At 71.4% G+C, this 16937-nt stretch carries 17 protein-coding genes; 9 read left to right on the forward strand and 8 right to left on the reverse strand.

Annotation, left to right across the window (positions count from 1 at the left end; genetic code table 11):
* Positions 1-595: 595 nt before the first annotated feature.
* The 3 genes from GA0070561_RS18090 to groES form a co-directional block, all read right to left on the reverse strand.
* Positions 596-2281, reverse strand: coding sequence for a molybdopterin-dependent oxidoreductase (locus GA0070561_RS18090; RefSeq protein ID WP_091402268.1), 1686 nt, complete (start codon positions 2279-2281; stop codon positions 596-598).
* A gap of 134 nt (positions 2282-2415) precedes the next feature.
* Positions 2416-4056: a chaperonin GroEL gene (gene groL, locus GA0070561_RS18095; RefSeq protein WP_091402271.1), complete on the reverse strand. Its 1641-nt coding sequence runs from the start codon at positions 4054-4056 to the stop codon at positions 2416-2418.
* A 70-nt stretch (positions 4057-4126) separates the two neighbouring features.
* Positions 4127-4441, reverse strand: coding sequence for a co-chaperone GroES (gene groES / locus GA0070561_RS18100; RefSeq protein WP_030330046.1), 315 nt, complete (start codon positions 4439-4441; stop codon positions 4127-4129).
* 259 nt (positions 4442-4700) lie between these two features.
* Here groES and GA0070561_RS18105 point away from each other — a divergent pair, with 259 nt between their 5' ends.
* From GA0070561_RS18105 to GA0070561_RS18140, 8 genes are all read left to right on the forward strand, one after another.
* Positions 4701-5897: a THUMP-like domain-containing protein gene (locus GA0070561_RS18105; RefSeq protein ID WP_091402273.1), complete on the forward strand. Its 1197-nt coding sequence runs from the start codon at positions 4701-4703 to the stop codon at positions 5895-5897.
* 190 nt (positions 5898-6087) lie between these two features.
* The gene (gene ybaK / locus GA0070561_RS18110; protein WP_091402275.1) at positions 6088-6567 is read left to right on the forward strand and encodes a Cys-tRNA(Pro) deacylase; all 480 of its coding nucleotides are present in this window, start codon (positions 6088-6090) and stop codon (positions 6565-6567) included.
* Positions 6568-6746: 179 nt separating this feature from the next.
* Entirely contained in the window at positions 6747-7835 is a 1089-nt protein-coding gene (locus tag GA0070561_RS18115; protein WP_091402277.1) for a sugar ABC transporter substrate-binding protein, read from the forward strand.
* A gap of 114 nt (positions 7836-7949) precedes the next feature.
* Complete coding sequence (locus tag GA0070561_RS18120) at positions 7950-8768, forward strand: ATP-binding cassette domain-containing protein (protein ID WP_091402279.1); 819 nt, start codon at positions 7950-7952, stop codon at positions 8766-8768.
* The gene (locus tag GA0070561_RS18125; protein WP_091402280.1) at positions 8765-10027 is read left to right on the forward strand and encodes a sugar ABC transporter permease; all 1263 of its coding nucleotides are present in this window, start codon (positions 8765-8767) and stop codon (positions 10025-10027) included. Before GA0070561_RS18120 ends, GA0070561_RS18125 begins: the two co-directional genes overlap by 4 nt.
* A 22-nt stretch (positions 10028-10049) precedes the next feature.
* Positions 10050-11231, forward strand: coding sequence for an ROK family protein (locus GA0070561_RS18130; protein ID WP_091402282.1), 1182 nt, complete (start codon positions 10050-10052; stop codon positions 11229-11231).
* Between the two features lie 19 nt (positions 11232-11250).
* Complete coding sequence (locus GA0070561_RS18135) at positions 11251-11547, forward strand: DUF1707 SHOCT-like domain-containing protein (RefSeq protein WP_091402284.1); 297 nt, start codon at positions 11251-11253, stop codon at positions 11545-11547.
* Between the two features lie 125 nt (positions 11548-11672).
* Positions 11673-12413, forward strand: coding sequence for a DUF4142 domain-containing protein (locus tag GA0070561_RS18140; protein WP_091402285.1), 741 nt, complete (start codon positions 11673-11675; stop codon positions 12411-12413).
* A 33-nt stretch (positions 12414-12446) separates the two neighbouring features.
* Here the strand turns inward: GA0070561_RS18140 and GA0070561_RS18145 are convergent, their stop codons facing one another.
* The 4 genes from GA0070561_RS18145 to tsaB are packed head-to-tail and all read right to left on the reverse strand — an operon-like array spanning position 12447 to position 14911.
* A complete protein-coding gene (locus GA0070561_RS18145) occupies positions 12447-12701 on the reverse strand; it encodes a hypothetical protein (RefSeq protein ID WP_091402287.1) in 255 nt (84 codons plus the stop codon).
* A gap of 14 nt (positions 12702-12715) precedes the next feature.
* On the reverse strand, positions 12716-13762 hold the full coding sequence (tsaD, locus tag GA0070561_RS18150; RefSeq protein WP_091402289.1) for a tRNA (adenosine(37)-N6)-threonylcarbamoyltransferase complex transferase subunit TsaD: 1047 nt from the start codon (positions 13760-13762) through the stop codon (positions 12716-12718).
* Positions 13755-14237: a ribosomal protein S18-alanine N-acetyltransferase gene (gene rimI, locus GA0070561_RS18155; RefSeq protein ID WP_091402290.1), complete on the reverse strand. Its 483-nt coding sequence runs from the start codon at positions 14235-14237 to the stop codon at positions 13755-13757. Before rimI ends, tsaD begins: the two co-directional genes overlap by 8 nt.
* Positions 14234-14911 (reverse strand): tRNA (adenosine(37)-N6)-threonylcarbamoyltransferase complex dimerization subunit type 1 TsaB, encoded by a 678-nt coding sequence (gene tsaB, locus GA0070561_RS18160; protein ID WP_091402292.1) that lies wholly within the window; start codon positions 14909-14911, stop codon positions 14234-14236. Before tsaB ends, rimI begins: the two co-directional genes overlap by 4 nt.
* A 559-nt stretch (positions 14912-15470) precedes the next feature.
* Between tsaB and GA0070561_RS18165 the strand changes: the two genes are divergently transcribed.
* Complete coding sequence (locus GA0070561_RS18165) at positions 15471-16175, forward strand: helix-turn-helix domain-containing protein (RefSeq protein WP_091402294.1); 705 nt, start codon at positions 15471-15473, stop codon at positions 16173-16175.
* 25 nt (positions 16176-16200) lie between these two features.
* Here GA0070561_RS18165 and ung read toward each other — a convergent pair whose 3' ends face one another.
* Complete coding sequence (gene ung / locus GA0070561_RS18170; RefSeq protein WP_091402296.1) at positions 16201-16902, reverse strand: uracil-DNA glycosylase; 702 nt, start codon at positions 16900-16902, stop codon at positions 16201-16203.
* Between the last annotated feature and the right edge of the window lie 35 nt (positions 16903-16937).

The raw sequence follows: 16937 nt of genomic DNA on the forward strand, positions 1-16937 counted from the left end.
TACCCGGACGCCTACGCCCAGTGGGAGCAGCAGGCCACCGACCTGGTCGCCCAGCACTGGAACAGCTGACCCACACCACAGCACTGCCGCAGCACCGCACCGCACGGCAAGACCACGGCACGACACCGACCGCTGGCCGGCACCCCCACCCGGGGTGCCGGCCAGCGGCATTTCTGCGCTCTGAGTCCGCAGATCTTGGACACTTTCCGTCCGGCGCTAACGGAAAGTGTCCAAGATCTGCATGCACGGTCTGGGGTACCACCGATCAACCGGTCAACCGGCCGGCCCGCCGACCCAAAGGCGAGTCGCGGGAACCAGCAAGGCAGGTCACGGACACTGCCCGCCCACCCGCAAGGCAGGTCGCGGACACGCCCGCCCACCCGCGGACCAGCCCGCCCACCCGCGGACCAGATCGCGGACAGCGCCCGTCCACCCGCAGAGCCGGCCACAAACACCGCCCGCCGACTGCGGAGCACGTGGCGAGCACAGCCCACCAGCACCGCAAGGCAGGTCGCCTGCACAGCCCATCAACGCGCAGAGCACGTCGCGGGCACTCGTCACGGACCCAGCCCGGGCGGCGACGCCATGGCGTGGATCAGCGGACGGTGACGGTGATCGTGTGCCAGCCGGTGGCGCCGTCCGGGACGACGTCCTGGGTACGTTCGGTTTGGGTTTCACCTGTCGCGTCGGTCGCGCGGACCTGGAGCCGGTGCTCGCCCGGGGTGGCGTCCCAGCGCCAGGACCACTGCACCCAGGTGTCGACCGACACGGTCGGGGCCAGCGCGGCTTCCTGCCACGGGCCGTCGTCGACGCGTGCCTCGACTCGGCGGATGCCCCGGTGCTGCGCCCAGGCCACCCCGGCCACGGTTACCGGGCCGGCGGTCAGCCGGTTACGCCCCCGGGGCGTGTCGATCCGGGACTGGGTCTTGATCGGCCCCTGGGGGGACCAGCCGCGCGGCACCCAGTACGCGTCGAAGTCGGCGAACCGGGTCAGCTCCAGTTCGGTCACCCATTTGCAGGCCGACACGTAGCCGTAGAGGCCCGGCACCACCACTCGGACCGGGAAGCCGTGCTCGACCGGCAGCGGCTCGCCGTTCATCCCGACGGCCAGCAGCGCGTCCCGTCCGTCGCGCAGCGCGGCGGTGGGGGTGCCGCAGGTCCAGCCATCGACCGACCGGCCGACGACCTGGTCGGCGTCGTCGTCCGGCTCGACCTCGTCCAGCAGTTCCCGCAGGGGTACGCCGAGCCACAGGGCATTGCCGATCAGGTCCCCGCCCACCTCGTTGGAGACGCAGGCCAGCGTCACGTACCGCTCGACCAGCGGTCGCGCCAGCAGATCCGCGTAGCTGTAGGTGCGCTCCCTACCGACCCGTCCGTGGATCCGCAGCCGCCAGGTGTCCGGGTCGACCTGGGGCACCACCAGCGCGGTGTCGATCCGGTAGAAACCGAAGTTCGGGGTGACGTACGGCGCGAGCTGCGTCAGCGAGAGGTCCGCGCCCGCCGGCACGGCCGGTGCGGGGGCTACCGGCGCGGGCAGGCGGATCGCGTCGCGGGCTGCGGACACGCCGCGCCGCCCCGCCAGCCAGCGCCCACCGAGACCGGCCACCACGGCCGTACCGAGCAGCACCCCGCTGCCGGTGAGGAAACGCCGCCGCGACTCCGGGTCCACTTCGGCAGGCCCGACCGGTTCGACCGCCGCCGTCGGCCCGGCGGGAGTCACCGGCACCGGCCCCGCCGGGGACACCGGCACCGATTCGCCAGGCGACACCGGGCCACCCGGTAACGCAGAACCAGCGGACGACACCCGGCCAGCGGGCGGCGTGGGTGGTGACCAGGTCCAGGGGTCCAGCTCGAACGGTCCGCCGATGAACAGCCAGAGCACCAGGGCGCCGAGACCGGCACCGACCAGGGACGGCAGTGCGTCGGCGAGGTCGGCGCCGGAGCGGGTCAACGCGGCGGCCACGCCGATGGCGCCGAACGCGGCAATGCCGGCCAGGCCGAGTGCCAACCGGCGGACCGCCAGTACGCCGAAGAGCGCGGCGAAGCCTCCCAACAACACGGCCGTGCCGACCAGCAGCGCGATCTTGTCGGCGGTGCCGAAGAGGTCGATGGCGAGTTGCTTCAGCGACTCGGGGACGGCGTCGACGATGACACCGCCGACCGCGACCAGGGGCGCCGACCGGGGACCGGTCAACACCGCGACCGGTTCGGCGATCCCGATCGCGACGGCGGCGGCGGTGATTCCGGCCAACGCGGCGTACCGCCGTGACGTGGTGCTCATCGGCCCAGTGTGCGCGATCATCTCGGCCGGTCGCCAACAACGTCAGCGTTCGGTAATGACCTACCAGTCCGCAAGAACGAGCCGGGGCGCACCGCCGTACGGCGGTGCGCCCCGGAACGGGTGTCGCTACCGGATCAGAAGCCCGGGCCGTGCTGGTGCCCGTGACCGTGGCCGTGCCCGCCGCCGGCGGCCGGCTCGGCCTGCTCCGGCTTCTCCACCACGAGGCTCTCCGTGGTGAGCAGCAGACCGGCGATCGAGGCGGCGTTGGTGACCGCGTTGCGGGTCACCTTCACCGGGTCGATGATGCCGGCCTTGACCAGGTCGACGTACTCGCCCTTGGCGGCGTCGAGGCCGTTGCCCCAGTCGAGGTCGGCGACCTTCTGCGTCACGACGTAGCCGTCGTGACCGGCGTTCTGCGCGATCCAGCGCAGCGGCTCGACGAGCGCCTTGCGCACGACCGAGACGCCGACCTTCTCGTCACCGGTGAAGCCCAGGTCATCGTCGAGCACCGAGCGGATCTGCACCAGGGCGGCGCCGCCGCCGGGCACGGTGCCCTCCTCGACCGCAGCCTTGGTCGCCGCGATGGCGTCCTCGATGCGGTGCTTGCGCTCCTTCATCTCGACCTCGGTGGCCGCGCCAGCCTTGATGACGGCGATGCCACCGGAGAGCTTCGCCAGCCGCTCGGCCAGCTTCTCCCGGTCCCATTCGGAGTCGGAGGCCTCGATCTCCTTGCGGATCTGGGAGACCCGGTCGGCAACGTCGGCCTTCTGGCCGCCGCCGTCGACGATCGTGGTGTTCTCCTTGTCGACCACGACGCGCCGAGCGGTGCCGAGCACCTCCAGGCCGACCTGGTCGATCTTGTAGCCCAGCTCCGGGGCGACCAGCTCGGCGCCCGTGGAGATCGCGATGTCCTGGAGCATTGCCTTGCGTCGGTCACCGAAGCCCGGGGCCTTGACCGCGCAGACCTTGAGGGTCTTGCGCAGCGAGTTGACCACCAGGGTGGAGAGCGCCTGGCCGTCCACGTCCTCGGCGATGATCAGCAGGGGCTTGCTGTTCTGCAGGACCTTCTCCAGCAGCGGCAGCAGCTCCTCGATCGCCGAGATCTTCTGGGTGGTGACCAGGATGTACGCGTCCTCAAGGACGGACTCCTGACCCTCCAGGTCGGTGACGAAGTTCGGCGAGATGAAGCCCTTGTCGAACTGGAGACCCTCGGTCACGTCCAGTTCGGTGGTGAGCATCGAGCCTTCCTCGACGGTGATGACACCGTCGCGGCCGACGCGCTCCATCGCCTCGGCGATCAGATCGCCGATCGTGGAGTCCTGCGCGGAGATCGTCGCCACGTTCGCGATCGACTCCTTGCTGGTGACCTCGGCGGCACGGCCGAGCAACGCCTCGGAGACCTTGGTGGCCGCCGCGTCGATGCCCCGCTTGAGGCCGGCCGGGTTGGTCCCGGCGGTCACGTTGCGCAGACCCTCGCGAACCATCGCCTGGGCCAGCACGGTCGCGGTGGTGGTCCCGTCGCCGGCGACGTCGTTGGTCTTGGTCGCCACCTCCTTGACCAGCTGCGCGCCAAGGTTCTCGTACGGGTTGGTGAGCTCGATCTCCTTGGCGATGGTCACACCATCGTTGGTGATCGTCGGCGCACCGAATTTCTTGTCCAGGACGACGTTGCGCCCGCGCGGGCCGAGGGTGACCTTGACCGCGTCCGCGAGGGCGTTGACACCGTGCTCCAGCAGGTGCCGGGCGTCGTCCGAGAAGCTCAGGATCTTCGCCATTAATGTCCCTTCGAAGCGCCATTGCCCCGGCCCGGCGAGCCGGACCGGGGCAGTGGCACTGATCGGTTGCTTACTTCTCGATGACCGCGAGGACGTCGCGGGCGGAGAGCACCAGGTACTCCTCGCCGGCGTACTTGACCTCGGTGCCGCCGTACTTCGAGTAGAGGACGGTGTCGCCGACCTGCACGTCAACCGGAACCCGGTTGCCGTTGTCGTCGACGCGCCCCGGGCCCACAGCGAGGACGGTGCCCTCCTGCGGCTTCTCCTTGGCGGTGTCGGGGATCACGATGCCCGACGCCGTGGTGGTCTCAGCCTCGTTCGCCTGGACCACGATGCGGTCCTCGAGCGGCTTGATCGCAACCTTGGTCGCGGTAGTCACGGGCATACCCTCCTGGGGTACTGGTTTCGTTGCTGGCCAGCGGGGCTGACCAGCGTCAATCTGCCTCATGCCACCGGGCGGTGCCGTCGTCGCGGGTGCCGGTCCGCCTGGCGTGCGCACCCGGGTCGCGAGACCCGGAAGCTGGCACCCTCAGGGTGAGAGTGCTAATCGCAGGTTATTCCGTGGCTAGCACTCCGTCAAGGAGAGTGCCAGCGAGTCGCGCCCCGCCAGCCAGGATTTCCGGGTCGGCCGGGACAATGGCCGGGTGGATCTCGATCAGCTGGCGGCGCTGCGTACCCCTGAGGGGTCGGCCGCGCTCACGGCGGCGGCCGACCTGGCCGGCGGTGATCCACTGGTCGCGGCGTCGGCGCTGCGCGCGACCGGCGTGCCGCCGACGTTGGCCGCCGCGGCACTGACCCAGGCCGAGCTGCGCCACCGGGCGGTGGGCAAGTTCGGCTCGGCCGCCGCTGGGATGTTCCTCACCCGTCCCGGCCTGGAGCAGGCCACCCGCCGGGTGGTCGCCGACCGTCGGGCCGCCCGGTTGTACGCGGCCGGCGTGCGCATCCTGGCCGACCTCGGGTGCGGGCTCGGGGCCGACGCGCTGGCCGCCGCCCGCGCCGGCATCCGGGTGTACGGGGTGGAGGCCGATCCGGTGACCGCGGCGATGGCCGCCGCCAACGCCGAGGCGGCGGGCCTGGCCGAGCTGTTCACTGTCGAGTGCGGCGACGCGACCGGGTTCGACGTGTCAGGGGTCGACGGCGTCTTCTGCGATCCGGCCCGCCGTACCACCGGCACCGGGCGGCGGATCTTCGACCCACGCGCCTACTCGCCACCGTGGGACTTCGTGACCGGGCTGGCCGAGCGGGTGCCGCGCACCGTGGTGAAGGTGGCGCCGGGCCTGGACCACGCGCTCATTCCGGCCGGCGCGGAGGCCGAGTGGGTCGGCGTGGACGGCGACCTGGTCGAGGCCGCGCTCTGGTGCGGCGAGCTGGCGGAGGTGCCCCGCCGCGCCACCCTCTATCGCCAGCGGGGCGCTGAGGCCCACCGCCACGAGCTCACCGGCTCGGGTGCCGCCGAGGCGCCGGTCGGGCCGCCGCGTCGCTACCTGTACGACCCGGACCCGGCGGTGGTGCGCGCGCACCTCGTGGCCGAACTGGCCACCGAACTGGACGCCAACCTGGGCGATCCGAGCATCGCCTACCTCTACGCCGACCAGCCGATCCGCACCCCGTACGCGCGCTGTCTGGAGATCACCGACGTGCTGCCGTTCTCGCTCAAGCGCCTGCGGGCGCTGCTGCGCGACCGCCGGGTGGGCCGGGTGGAGATCCTCAAGCGGGGTTCGGCGCTCACCCCGGAGCAGCTCCGGCGGGACCTGCGGCTGGCCGGGGACGCGGCGGCGAGTCTGGTGCTCACCCGGGTCGACGGCGCACCGACGGTGCTGATCGGCCAGCCGGTCGACTAGGGCCTGTTTCATAAGGGCGGTCGAGCCGAGGCGGAGTCCGGGCGGCGATCCGGCAAGGCGCGGTTTCGTCCGGATACCGGTGTTGTATCCGGACGAAACCGCAACGCCGCCGGTCGTCGTCCGGGCCCGCCGCAGGCCGGCCAGTTCTTATGAAACAGGCCCTAGCGCCATCTCGACTAGCCTCGTCGCTGTGGCGGGACAGGGCACGCCGGCAACGGCACTCTTGGTCAAGCGCGGAATCGCGCATCGCACCCATCCGTACCGGGTGGCGCCGGACGCCCCGAACTACGGCGCGTTGGTGGCGGTGGCGCTCGACGTGGCACCGGAGCGCGTGTTCAAGTCTCTGGTGACCGCTGTCGACGGCGCGCTCACCGTGGCGGTCGTTCCGGTCACCGGCGAGCTGGATCTCAAGGCGCTCGCGGCGGCGGTCGGCGGCAAGCGGGCGGTGTTGGCCGACCGGGCGGTCGCCGAGCGGGCCACCGGTTACGTACGCGGTGGGATCAGCCCGCTCGGGCAGCGTCGACGGTTGCCCACAGTGCTGGACGAATCCGCGCTGGACCTCCCGACGATCTACGTCTCGGCTGGTCGGCGCGGTCTGCAACTCGAACTGGCCGCTGCGGATCTGGTGGCGCTGACCGACGCCCGCACCGCGCCGTTGCAGACCCACTGACGACCCTCGTTACGTCGACTCCCCCGTGGGATACCCAGCGAGTAACAGTCGCGTTGCTGAATTGTTATCGCTCCCAACAAACTATGCGCCTGCGCGGTCTTGTGGAGCCGGTGTGACGCGAAATACGTTGCCGGACACAACAAAACAACACCTCCCCCACCTCCGAAAGGACCCTGCACATGCGTAAGGGGATCCTCACCATCGCCGCCGTGGGCCTGCTCACGACCGGCGGCTTGACCGCGTGTAGCGACGACTCCGGCAACGGCTCGGCCGACTCCAAGAAGACTCCCAAGATCGGCGTGATCCTTCCGGACAGCAAGTCCTCCCCCCGCTGGGAGACGGCGGACCGTCGCTTCCTGGAGGAGGCGTTCAAGGCTGCCGGCGTCCAGTACGACATCCAGAACGCCCAGAACGACAAGAGCGCCTTCCAGACCATCGCCGACCAGATGATCACCAGCGGCGTCACCGCCCTGATGATCGTCAACCTGGACTCCGGCACAGGCAAGGCCGTGCTCGACAAGGCCAAGTCGCAGGGCGTCGCCACCATCGACTACGACCGGCTCACCCTCGGCGGCTCCGCCCAGTACTACGTCAGCTTCGACAACGAGACCGTCGGCAAGCTCCAGGGCGAGGGTCTGGCCAAGTGCCTGACCGAGAAGGGCGCCAAGAACCCCGTCGTGGCGTACCTGAACGGCTCCCCCACCGACAACAACGCCACCCTGTTCAAGGCCGGCTACGACTCGGTGCTCAAGCCGAAGTTCGACTCCAAGGAATACACCAAGGGCCCGGACGACGCCGTGCCGGGCTGGGACGGCCCCACCGCCGCGACCATCTTCGAGCAGCAGCTCACCGCGACCAAGGGCAAGATCGACGGCGTGCTGGCCGCCAACGACACTCTCGGCAACGCCGCCATCTCGATCCTGAAGAAGAACAAGCTCAACGGCAAGGTGCCGGTGACCGGCCAGGACGCCAGCGTGGAGGGCCTGCAGAACATCCTCGCCGGTGACCAGTGCGTGACCGTCTACAAGGCGGTCCGGGAAGAGGCCAAGGCCGCCGCGGACCTGGCCATCGCGCTGGCCAAGGGCGAGAAGAAGGACACCGGCCAGACGGTGAAGGACGGCGACCGCGACGTCCCCTCGGTGCTGCTCACCCCGAAGGCCATCTACAAGGACAACGTCAAGGACGTCATCGCCGACGGCTACGCGACCAAGGAGCAGGTCTGCACCGGGGCCTACGCCAAGTTCTGCGCCGAAGCCGGCATCAGCTGACCGACGCCGCAGTACCCGCCGGAACGACCATCGCCGCCCGGCACGGGAGCACCCTCCCGTGCCGGGCGGCGCCCGCCGGACGGGCCCCGACCCTCCCTTGAGAAGGAGACCCCCGTGTCCGCGACCCCCTTGCTGGAACTCCGCGGGATCGACAAGAGCTTCGGTCCCGTCCAGGTGCTCCGCGACGTCGCCCTGACCGTCCACCCGGGCGAAGTGACCGCACTGGTCGGCGACAACGGCGCCGGCAAGTCGACCCTGGTGAAGTGCATCAGCGGCATCCACCCCACCGACGCTGGAGAGTTCCTGTTCAACGGTGAACCGGTGCACATCGGCAGCCCCCGCGACGCCGCCACGCTCGGCATCGAGGTCGTCTACCAGGACCTCGCGCTCTGCGACAACCTGGACATCGTGCAGAACATGTTCCTCGGCCGGGAGAGGCGCAGCGGCATCGTCCTCGACGAGCCGACAATGGAACAGCTCGCCGCCGAAACCCTGGCAGGGCTCTCCATCCGCACCGTCACCTCACTCCGCCAGCACGTGTCCAGCCTCTCCGGTGGCCAGCGCCAGACCGTAGCCATCGCCAAGGCGGTGCTCTGGAACAGCAAGCTGGTCATCCTGGACGAGCCAACTGCGGCGCTCGGCGTGGCACAGACCGCCCAGGTGCTCGAACTGGTCCGCCGCCTCGCCGACAACGGCCTGGCCGTGGTGCTCATCTCGCACAACATGAACGACGTCTTCGCCGTCTCCGACCGGATCGCCGCGCTGTACCTCGGCCAGATGGTCGCCCAGGTGAAGACCACCGACATCACCCACGCCCAGGTGGTCGAGCTGATCACCGCCGGGCGCTCGGGCGGGCTCGGCCTCGCCACCGACCCGGGCAGCAACGGCGACGGCCCGCAGCCGGCCGACTCGACCTCAGGAGGCGTCCGATGACCACCACCGCCGTGCGGAAGGACGGCCCCGCCGCCGTCACACCGACGCCGACCGTCGGAGGCCACTTCCGCAACTACCTGAGTCGGGTACGCGGTGGCGACGTCGGCGCGCTACCGGCCGTACTCGGCCTGATCGTGCTCTGCACCGTCTTCGCGATCATGCGGCCGTCGTCGTTCCTGTCGGCCGGCAACTTCGCCAACCTCTTCACCCAGGGCGCGGCGGTCACGCTGATCGCGATGGGCCTGGTCTTCGTGCTGCTGCTCGGCGAGATCGACCTGTCCGCCGGCTTCGCCAGCGGCGTCTGCGCGGCGGTGCTGGCCAATGTGGTCACAGTGCTCGGCTACCCCTGGTGGGTCGCCGTGCTCGCCGCTGTCGCCACCGGTGTGGTCATCGGCACCACGCTCGGCATGCTCGTCGCGAAGATCGGCATTCCGTCCTTCGTGGTCACCCTCGCCGGCTTCCTCGCCTTCCAGGGCGTCGTGCTGCTGCTCGTCAAGGATGGCACCAACATCTCCGTCCGCGACGACGTGCTGGTCGCCATCGCCAACCGCAACCTCGGCCCCACGTTGGGCTGGGCGCTGACCGCCCTCGCCGTCGTCGGCTACGCGGCGGTGCAACTGCTGCGCCACCGCAACCGGGCGGCCCGCGGTCTGATCACCGACCCGCTCGCGGTGGTGGCGCTACGGATCGGCGGGCTCGCCGTCATCCTCGGAGCGGCGGTGTACGTGCTCAACCTGGAGCGCAGCCGTAACGTCCTCATCGTCTCGCTCAAGGGTGTGCCGATCGTGGTGCCGATCATCGCGGTGCTGCTTGTCGTCTGGACGTTCGTACTACAGCGCACCAGCTACGGCCGGCACATCTACGCCGTGGGCGGCAACCGGGAAGCGGCCCGCCGGGCCGGCATCGGAGTCGACCGGATCCGGATCTCCGTGTTCGTGATCTGCTCGTCCATGGCCGCCATCGGTGGCATCGTGGCGGCCAGTCGGGCCAACTCGGTCGACCCGAACACCGGGGGCAGTAACGTACTGCTCTACGCGGTCGGCGCGGCGGTGATCGGCGGCACCAGCCTCTTCGGTGGCAAGGGCCGCGTCCTCGACGCCGTACTCGGCGGCGCGGTGGTCGCGGTCATCGAGAACGGAATGGGCCTGATGGGGTACACCGCTGGAGTCAAGTACGTGGTCACCGGCGTCGTACTGCTGCTCGCCGCCAGCGTCGACGCGCTCTCCCGCCGCCGCGCGGCAGCCACCGGCACCCGCTGACCGCGCGGGAGGTAGCACCAGCATGCGCCCAGGACCGAGCCAGGATGACGTCCGGCGGCAGAACCTCGGGGCCCTGCTGCGACACGTGCACGTCCACGGGGCGACCACGCGTGCCGAACTGACCACCACGCTGGGCCTCAACCGCAGCACCATCGGCGCGCTCACCGCCGACCTGTCCGCGGTGGGGCTGGTCAGCGAAGGGGCACCGAAGGAAACCGGCCGAGCCGGACGACCGTCACTGGTCGTCCGGCCCGAGTCGGCCCGGGTCTACGCGTACGCGTACTCAGTGGAGGTGGACCGGCTGCGCGCCGCCCGGATCGGGCTGGGTGGCGCGGTCCTGGACCGCCGGGATCTGGACCGGCCGCGCGGGCTGCTGGCCGCGGAGGCCGCGCCACTACTGGCCGGCGCGGTAAAGGAGATGCAGCAACTGGCGCCGGCGGACGCGATCTGCGTCGGTGCCGGCGTCGCCGTCTGCGGCATGGTCCGCCGGGACGACGGCCTGGTCCGACTCGGCCCCACCACTGGCTGGGTGGACGAGCCGATCGGCGCGGCCCTCGCCGACGAGTTGGGCATCGACGTACCGGTCACAGTGGGCAACGTGGCCGACGTCGCCGCGTTCGCCGAGCACGCGAGAGGTGTGGCGGCGGGCTGCGACAACGTCCTCTACCTGTACGGCGACGTGGGCGTGGGTGCCGGCATCATCGCCGGTGGGCGCCGACTGACCGGGCACGGTGGGTACGGCGGCGAGGTCGGCCACATGAAGGTGGTCCGCGACGGCAGGCCCTGTGAGTGCGGCTCCCGGGGCTGTTGGGAGACCGAGATCGGCGAGCACGGCCTCCTGCGTGCCGCCGGACGCTCCGACGCCCGGGGCCGCGACGCGCTGCTGGCCGTCTTCGACGCCGCCGACCGGGGTGACGCCCGCGCCCAGACGGCGGTCCGCCAGGCCGGCGACTGGCTCGGCTTCGGGGTCGCCAACCTGGTGAACATCTTCAACCCCGAGATGGTCATCTTCGGCGGCACGATGCGCGACCTCTACCTCGCTGCGGCGGCCCAGATCCGCAGCCGACTCAACTCCAACGCGCTCGGCGCCTGCCTGGAGCACGTCCGGCTGCGTACGCCGAAACTGGGTACGGACGCGCCCCTGATCGGTGCCGCCGAGCTGGCCTTCGAACGACTCCTCGCCGACCCCCTCGACGTGGGCTGATCCGCGTACGCTGTCCGGCGTGGATGTCGAGCTGCGCGCCTCCGACGACGACCGCAACCGGGTGGTCGCCGCGCTGCACCAGCACACTGCGGCGGGCCGGCTGACGCTCGACGAGTTCTCCGATCGGGCCGGTGCGGTGTGGACGGCACGCACCCTCGGTGACCTGGCCGCGCTGACCCGCGATCTACCGGCCCTGCCCAACCCGGTCGTCGACGCCGGCCCGGTCGAGCGCGGGCGTCAGGAGCTGCTGATGGTCTTCGCCGCTGCGGCGCTCACCCTGCTGCTGCTCGGAGGCCTGCTCGCCGTCACCCGCTGATCCCTGTCGCTCCGCGATGAACTGATCGCGCGATCAGTCCGTACCAGTGGGCGGACGGGCAACCGGCAGGATACGGCTGCCCGGTCCAGACGCGTTCCGGTCCGGACCGAGGAGGCACCACAGACATGGCACCGCTCAGATCCGCCCATCGCCGACTGGGCACCCGGACGCACCGAGCGGCGATGCTGCTCATCGCGGTCATCGCGGGGGTCGGAGTCCTGCCCGGCGTGGCCGTCGCCGCACCCGCCGGTGGCCAGCAGCTCAACGCCGCCGACATGACACTGCTCAACGGGGTGCGGCTGGCCGGGCTGTGGGAGATGCCAGCCGGCCAGATGGCCGCCGAGAAGGGACAGTCGGCGAAGGTCCGGGAGATCGGTGCCGGCATCGCCAGCGAGCACCAGAAGCTCGACCAGCTCGTGGTCGACGCGGCCAACAAGTTGGGCGCGACGATCCCCAGCGAGCCGACCGCCGAGCAGAAGGGCTGGCTGGCCGAGATGCAGAAGGCATCCGGCGCCCGGTTCGACCAGATCTTCGTCACCCGGCTCCGAGTCGCCCACGGCAAGATCTTCCCGGTGATCGGCGCGGTCCGGGCCAGCACCCGGGACGCCACCGTCCGCAAGCTCTGCGAGGACGCCAACGCGTTCGTCCAGCACCACATGCAGATGCTGGAGAGCACCGGCCTGGTCCGTTGGCCGGAGCTGCCGCCGGCCGCGCTGCCCGCCCCGGGTGAGGACGGGCTCCTGGCCGCCGCCTCCGCCAACTCCGGCCCGCAGGTCGGAGTCAGCAGCACCGTCGTCTGGCTGGTCTTCCTCGCCGCGCTGGGCACGGGCGGAATCGCCACCTACCGGATGTTGCGCCGCAGCTGACCGATCAGGCAGCGGCCTGGATGGTGGCTCGCGTCAGCGGTCTACCTGGGTGAAGTCCCAGGAGTGCGGGGCGCGGGCCACCAGCATGGCTGGTGGGTCCGGCAGCGGGCGGGGGCTGCTGCGCCACTTGGAGATCACCACCACGCGGTGATCGGTGGAGGAGAAGACCTCGCTGGAGACGTGGAGCGGGTCGTGCTCCAACTCGGGCAGGGCGGTGTCGCACACCCAGGTGATCAGGTCGGCGACTCCGTACGCCTCAGCGCGCGCCTCCCACATCCGCACGATCATGTCCGCCGCTCCCGTCACACGCTGACCGTGGTCAACGGCAGCGCCGAATCGGCTGGCAGGTCCAGTCGGCTCGGAGCGACCCCGGCGGCGACCAGGTGCGAACCGAGCGCGGCCACCATCGCGCCGTTGTCGGTGCACAACTTCGGCCTGGGTACCCGGACCCGGATGCCGTACTTCTCGGCTCGCTGCTCGGCCATCGCCCGCAGCCGCGAGTTCGCCGCCACTCCCCCGCCGATGACCAGGGTCTCGATGCCCTGCGCCCGGCAGGCGGCGAGCGCCTTGCTGGTCAGGACGTCACAGACCGCCTCCTGGAAGGACGCGGCCACGTCGGCCACCGGAACCGGCTCACCGGCACGCTGACGGGCCTCGACCCAGCGGGCAACCGCCGTCTTCAGGCCCGAGAACGAGAAGTCGTACCGGTGGGCGGCGAGATCCTTCGCGGCGGTCAGACCGCGGGGGAAGGCGATCGAGGCGGCATCGCCGGCCCGGGCCTCCCGGTCGATGGGCGGACCGCCCGGGAACGGCAACCCGAGCAGCCGGGCGACCTTGTCGAACGCTTCCCCGGCCGCGTCGTCGATGGTGGCGCCCAGCGGGGTGACGCCCCGGGCCAGGTCGTCCACGAGCAGGAGGGACGAGTGGCCGCCGGACACCAGGAGCGCGATGGCGGGTTCGGGCAGTGGGCCGTGCTCAAGAGTGTCCACAGCGACGTGGGCGGCGAGGTGGTTGACGCCGTAGATGGGTTTCTCGGCGGCGACCGCGTACCCCTTGGCGGCAGCGACGCCGACCAGCAACGCACCGGCCAGCCCCGGCCCGGAGGTGACAGCGATCGCGTCGATGTCGGCCAGCGTGACGCCGGCCTCGGTCAGTGCCCGGTCCATCGTCGGCACGATGGCCTCCAGGTGTGCCCGGCTGGCCACCTCCGGCACCACACCCCCGAACCGGGCGTGTTCCTCGACGCTGGAGGCGAGCGCGTCGGCCAGCAGGGTGTGCCCCCGCACGATGCCGACACCGGTCTCGTCGCAGGAGGTCTCGATACCCAGGATCAGTGGTTCGTCAGCCATGGTCGTGTGGTCCGTCCCCGGTCGGCTCGGCGTCGCGCCGCATGACCAGCGCGTCGGTGTTGCTCGGTTGGTAGTAGCCGCGCCGCACCCCGATCGGCTCGAAACCGTACGTCGCGTAGAGGCGTTGAGCTGCGGCGTTGTCCACGGCGACCTCCAGCAGGGTGCTGCGGGCGTCGCGCCGGACCGCCTCGGCGAGCAACTCCTCCAGCAGGGCACGGCCTACGCCGCGCCGCTGGGCGTCCCGGCGGACGGCGATGTTCTGTACCCACACCTCGTCTGGCGGAACGCCGGCGAGCCCGGCGTAGCCGAGCACCGACCCGTCCGCGTCAACGGCGACCCGGTAGTGGTGCCCGTTGGCGAGCTCGCTCCAGAACATGGCGGGCGACCACTTTTCAGCGCCGAAGAGGTCCGCCTCGATCGGCAGCACGTCGTCGATGTGCCACCAGCGGAACGGTTCGAGCCGTACCGCCATCATGGCAGGACCGGTTTGCGACCGGTCGCCGCCACCGCGTCGGGGCGGCGCAGGTAGAGCGGGATGAGCCGCTCACTGGACGCCCCCGCCCGGATCCGCTCGGCGGCGAGCAGCGCCAGCACTGTCGCGTCCGGGTAGCGCGGCTCGACCCGGACGGGCAGGTCCAGGACCTCGGCGTACCGGTGCGCCCCGTCACCGACCGCGATCGTCGCGCCCAGTTCGCGGGCGCGCGCGGCGGCGACCGCCGGCGCGGACACCTCGGGCCCGACGATCCGCTGGCCGGTGCCGTCGTAGACGGCCCAGTAGAGCTCCTTGCGCCGGGCGTCGCTGGCGGCCAGGACCGGCACGCCGGACGCCGCCGGGTAACCGATGGCGTCCAGCGAACAGACGCCGTACGTGGGGATGCCGAGCACCTGACCCATCGTCGCGGCGGTGACCAGGCCGACCCGCAGCCCGGTGAACGGACCCGGGCCGAGCCCGGCGACGATGGCGTCGAGGTCACGCGGGCGCGCGTCAGCGTCGGCGAGGACCGCATCCACCTGGGGCGCGAGCAGCTCACCGTGCGCACGGGCGTCGACCGTGCACCGGTGCGCCCGCGACGCCACGCCGTCTGCCGAGACCTCCACCAGCGCGGCGGTGACCGCGGGGGTCGAGCTGTCCACCACGAGTACGAGCACGGTAAGCCAGCCTAGCCGCCCCGCCCCGCGCCCCCGGTCACGCCCCGCCTCCGCCGTCAGCCACGGTCACGCCCACCCACGAGCCGCCCGCACCACCAACCCTCGGCAGGCCCACACCACGCCAGCCGCCCCGCACCACGGTCGCTCTCCCGCGTGGGCGACGGGCCGGCGGGCGGGCCGGGCCGGCGGACGGGCGGGCGGACCGGCGGACGGGCGGGCGGACCGGCGGACGGGCCGGGCCGGCGGACGGGCCGGCGGACGGGCCGGCGGACCGGCGGACCGGCGGACGGGCGGACGGGCGGACCGGCGGACGGGCCGGGCCAGCGGGCGGGGCGGGCCAGCGGACGGGCCGGGCCGGCGGACGGGCCGGGCCACATCCCCCAGCGAGCGGTATACCTGTGAGTCATATTTATGACTCACAGGTATACCGCTCATCAGGGAACGGCCCTGGTCACCGGTGACGCCTCAGCCGCAGCCCGATGAAGCAGGGCGACGGCCGTCCAGTCGTGAATACGCCTCAGCGGTTTCGGTCAGGGCTGACGTGGTCCACCATCCCGGGATGCCATCCATTCGTCTCGCCGGCCTGCTCGGCGCTGCCATCCGTGAGCAACGACAGTCGCGCGAGCTGAGCCAGTGCGAGCTGGCCAAGTTGGCCGGAGTCAGCCAGGCGACGGTCGCCCGGATCGAAGGCGGCGGCCGAGGGCCCAGCATCGCCATGCTGGAGCGGTTGCTTGCCGCGATGGATGTGCAGTTGGTCGTCGGGGTCGAGCCGTTGGACGCGCACCTCGACGCCCGGATCGACGACCTGGCCGCCCGGCCGATCGCCGAGCGGATCGACGAGCTTGGCCTGGATGAGCTGCTGGACCGGCTCACCGACTTTCCGCAGGTGATCACCGGGAGCACCGCGGCGCTGTTGCAGGGCGCGCCGGTGCCGGCCGACGCGCTGGAGATCGCCCTGCGCTGGCAGGACTCCAAACCGTTCACCCGCTGGCTGGAGACGAACTACGGGCAGCGGTGGAACGCCCGCTGGGGTGAGTTCGGCGGGGTGTGGTTGGAGCCCGAGGAGCCGGGCGAACACCGGTGGTCGACCCGGTACGGGGAGATCAGGGCCACGATGTGCGACGAGCTGCCCGAGACGATCGAGGTGCGCCACGGCGGGCGGAGTTACCAGGTGGTGCCGCTTGTCGAGCTGGAGCTGAGCGAGCCGCGCGCCGCCGAACTGTTGCGCCACTACCGGGACCGACAGTTGGCCAGCGACGGCTGAGCCAACTGCCGGCCCGACTGCCGGCTCAGCCGGCGGTGCGCTCCCAGTCGATGGTGGGCAGGCCGGCGTCGGCGAGTGCCTTGTTGGCGGCGCTGAACGGGCGGCTACCGAGGAAACCGCGCGGGTTCATCGGGCTGGGGTGACCCGCCTCCAGCACCACGTGCTGCGGATTGGTGACCAGCGCGGCCTTCTTACGGGCGTAGCCACCCCAGAGCAGGAAGACCACCCGCTCCGGTGCCGCGTCCAGTGCCCGGATCGTCGCGTCGGTGAACTCTTCCCAGCCGGCGTTGGCGTGCGAGCCCGGGGTGGCCTGCCGGACGGTCAGCACCGCGTTGAGCAGCAGCACGCCCTGGGCGGCCCACCCGTCGAGGTTGCCGCTGCGCGGCTTGGGGACGCCCACGTCCTCGCCCAGCTCCTTGAAGACGTTGCGCAACGACGGCGGCACCGTCACACCGTCGCGGACGCTGAAGCTCAACCCGTGTGCCTGCCCGGCCCGGTGGTAGGGATCCTGCCCGAGGATGAGCACCCGGGTGCCCTGGGGCGGGCAGAGCCGGTATGCCGAGAACAGATCCTCCAGCGGCGGGAAGACCGTCTGCGTCGCGTATTCCCGGGCGACGAAGTCGCCCAGCGCGGCGGTGCGCGCCGGGTCGAGGTGCGGGGTGAGCACGGTGCGCCACTGCTCCGGCAGCAGGGCCAGCAGATCCAGGGCGGGAGCGTCGTCGGGCATCGGGAACCTCTCACAGCGCGGGTCGGACCCCCGCA

Source organism: Micromonospora saelicesensis (assembly GCF_900091575.1).
Lineage (GTDB): Bacteria > Actinomycetota > Actinomycetes > Mycobacteriales > Micromonosporaceae > Micromonospora > Micromonospora saelicesensis.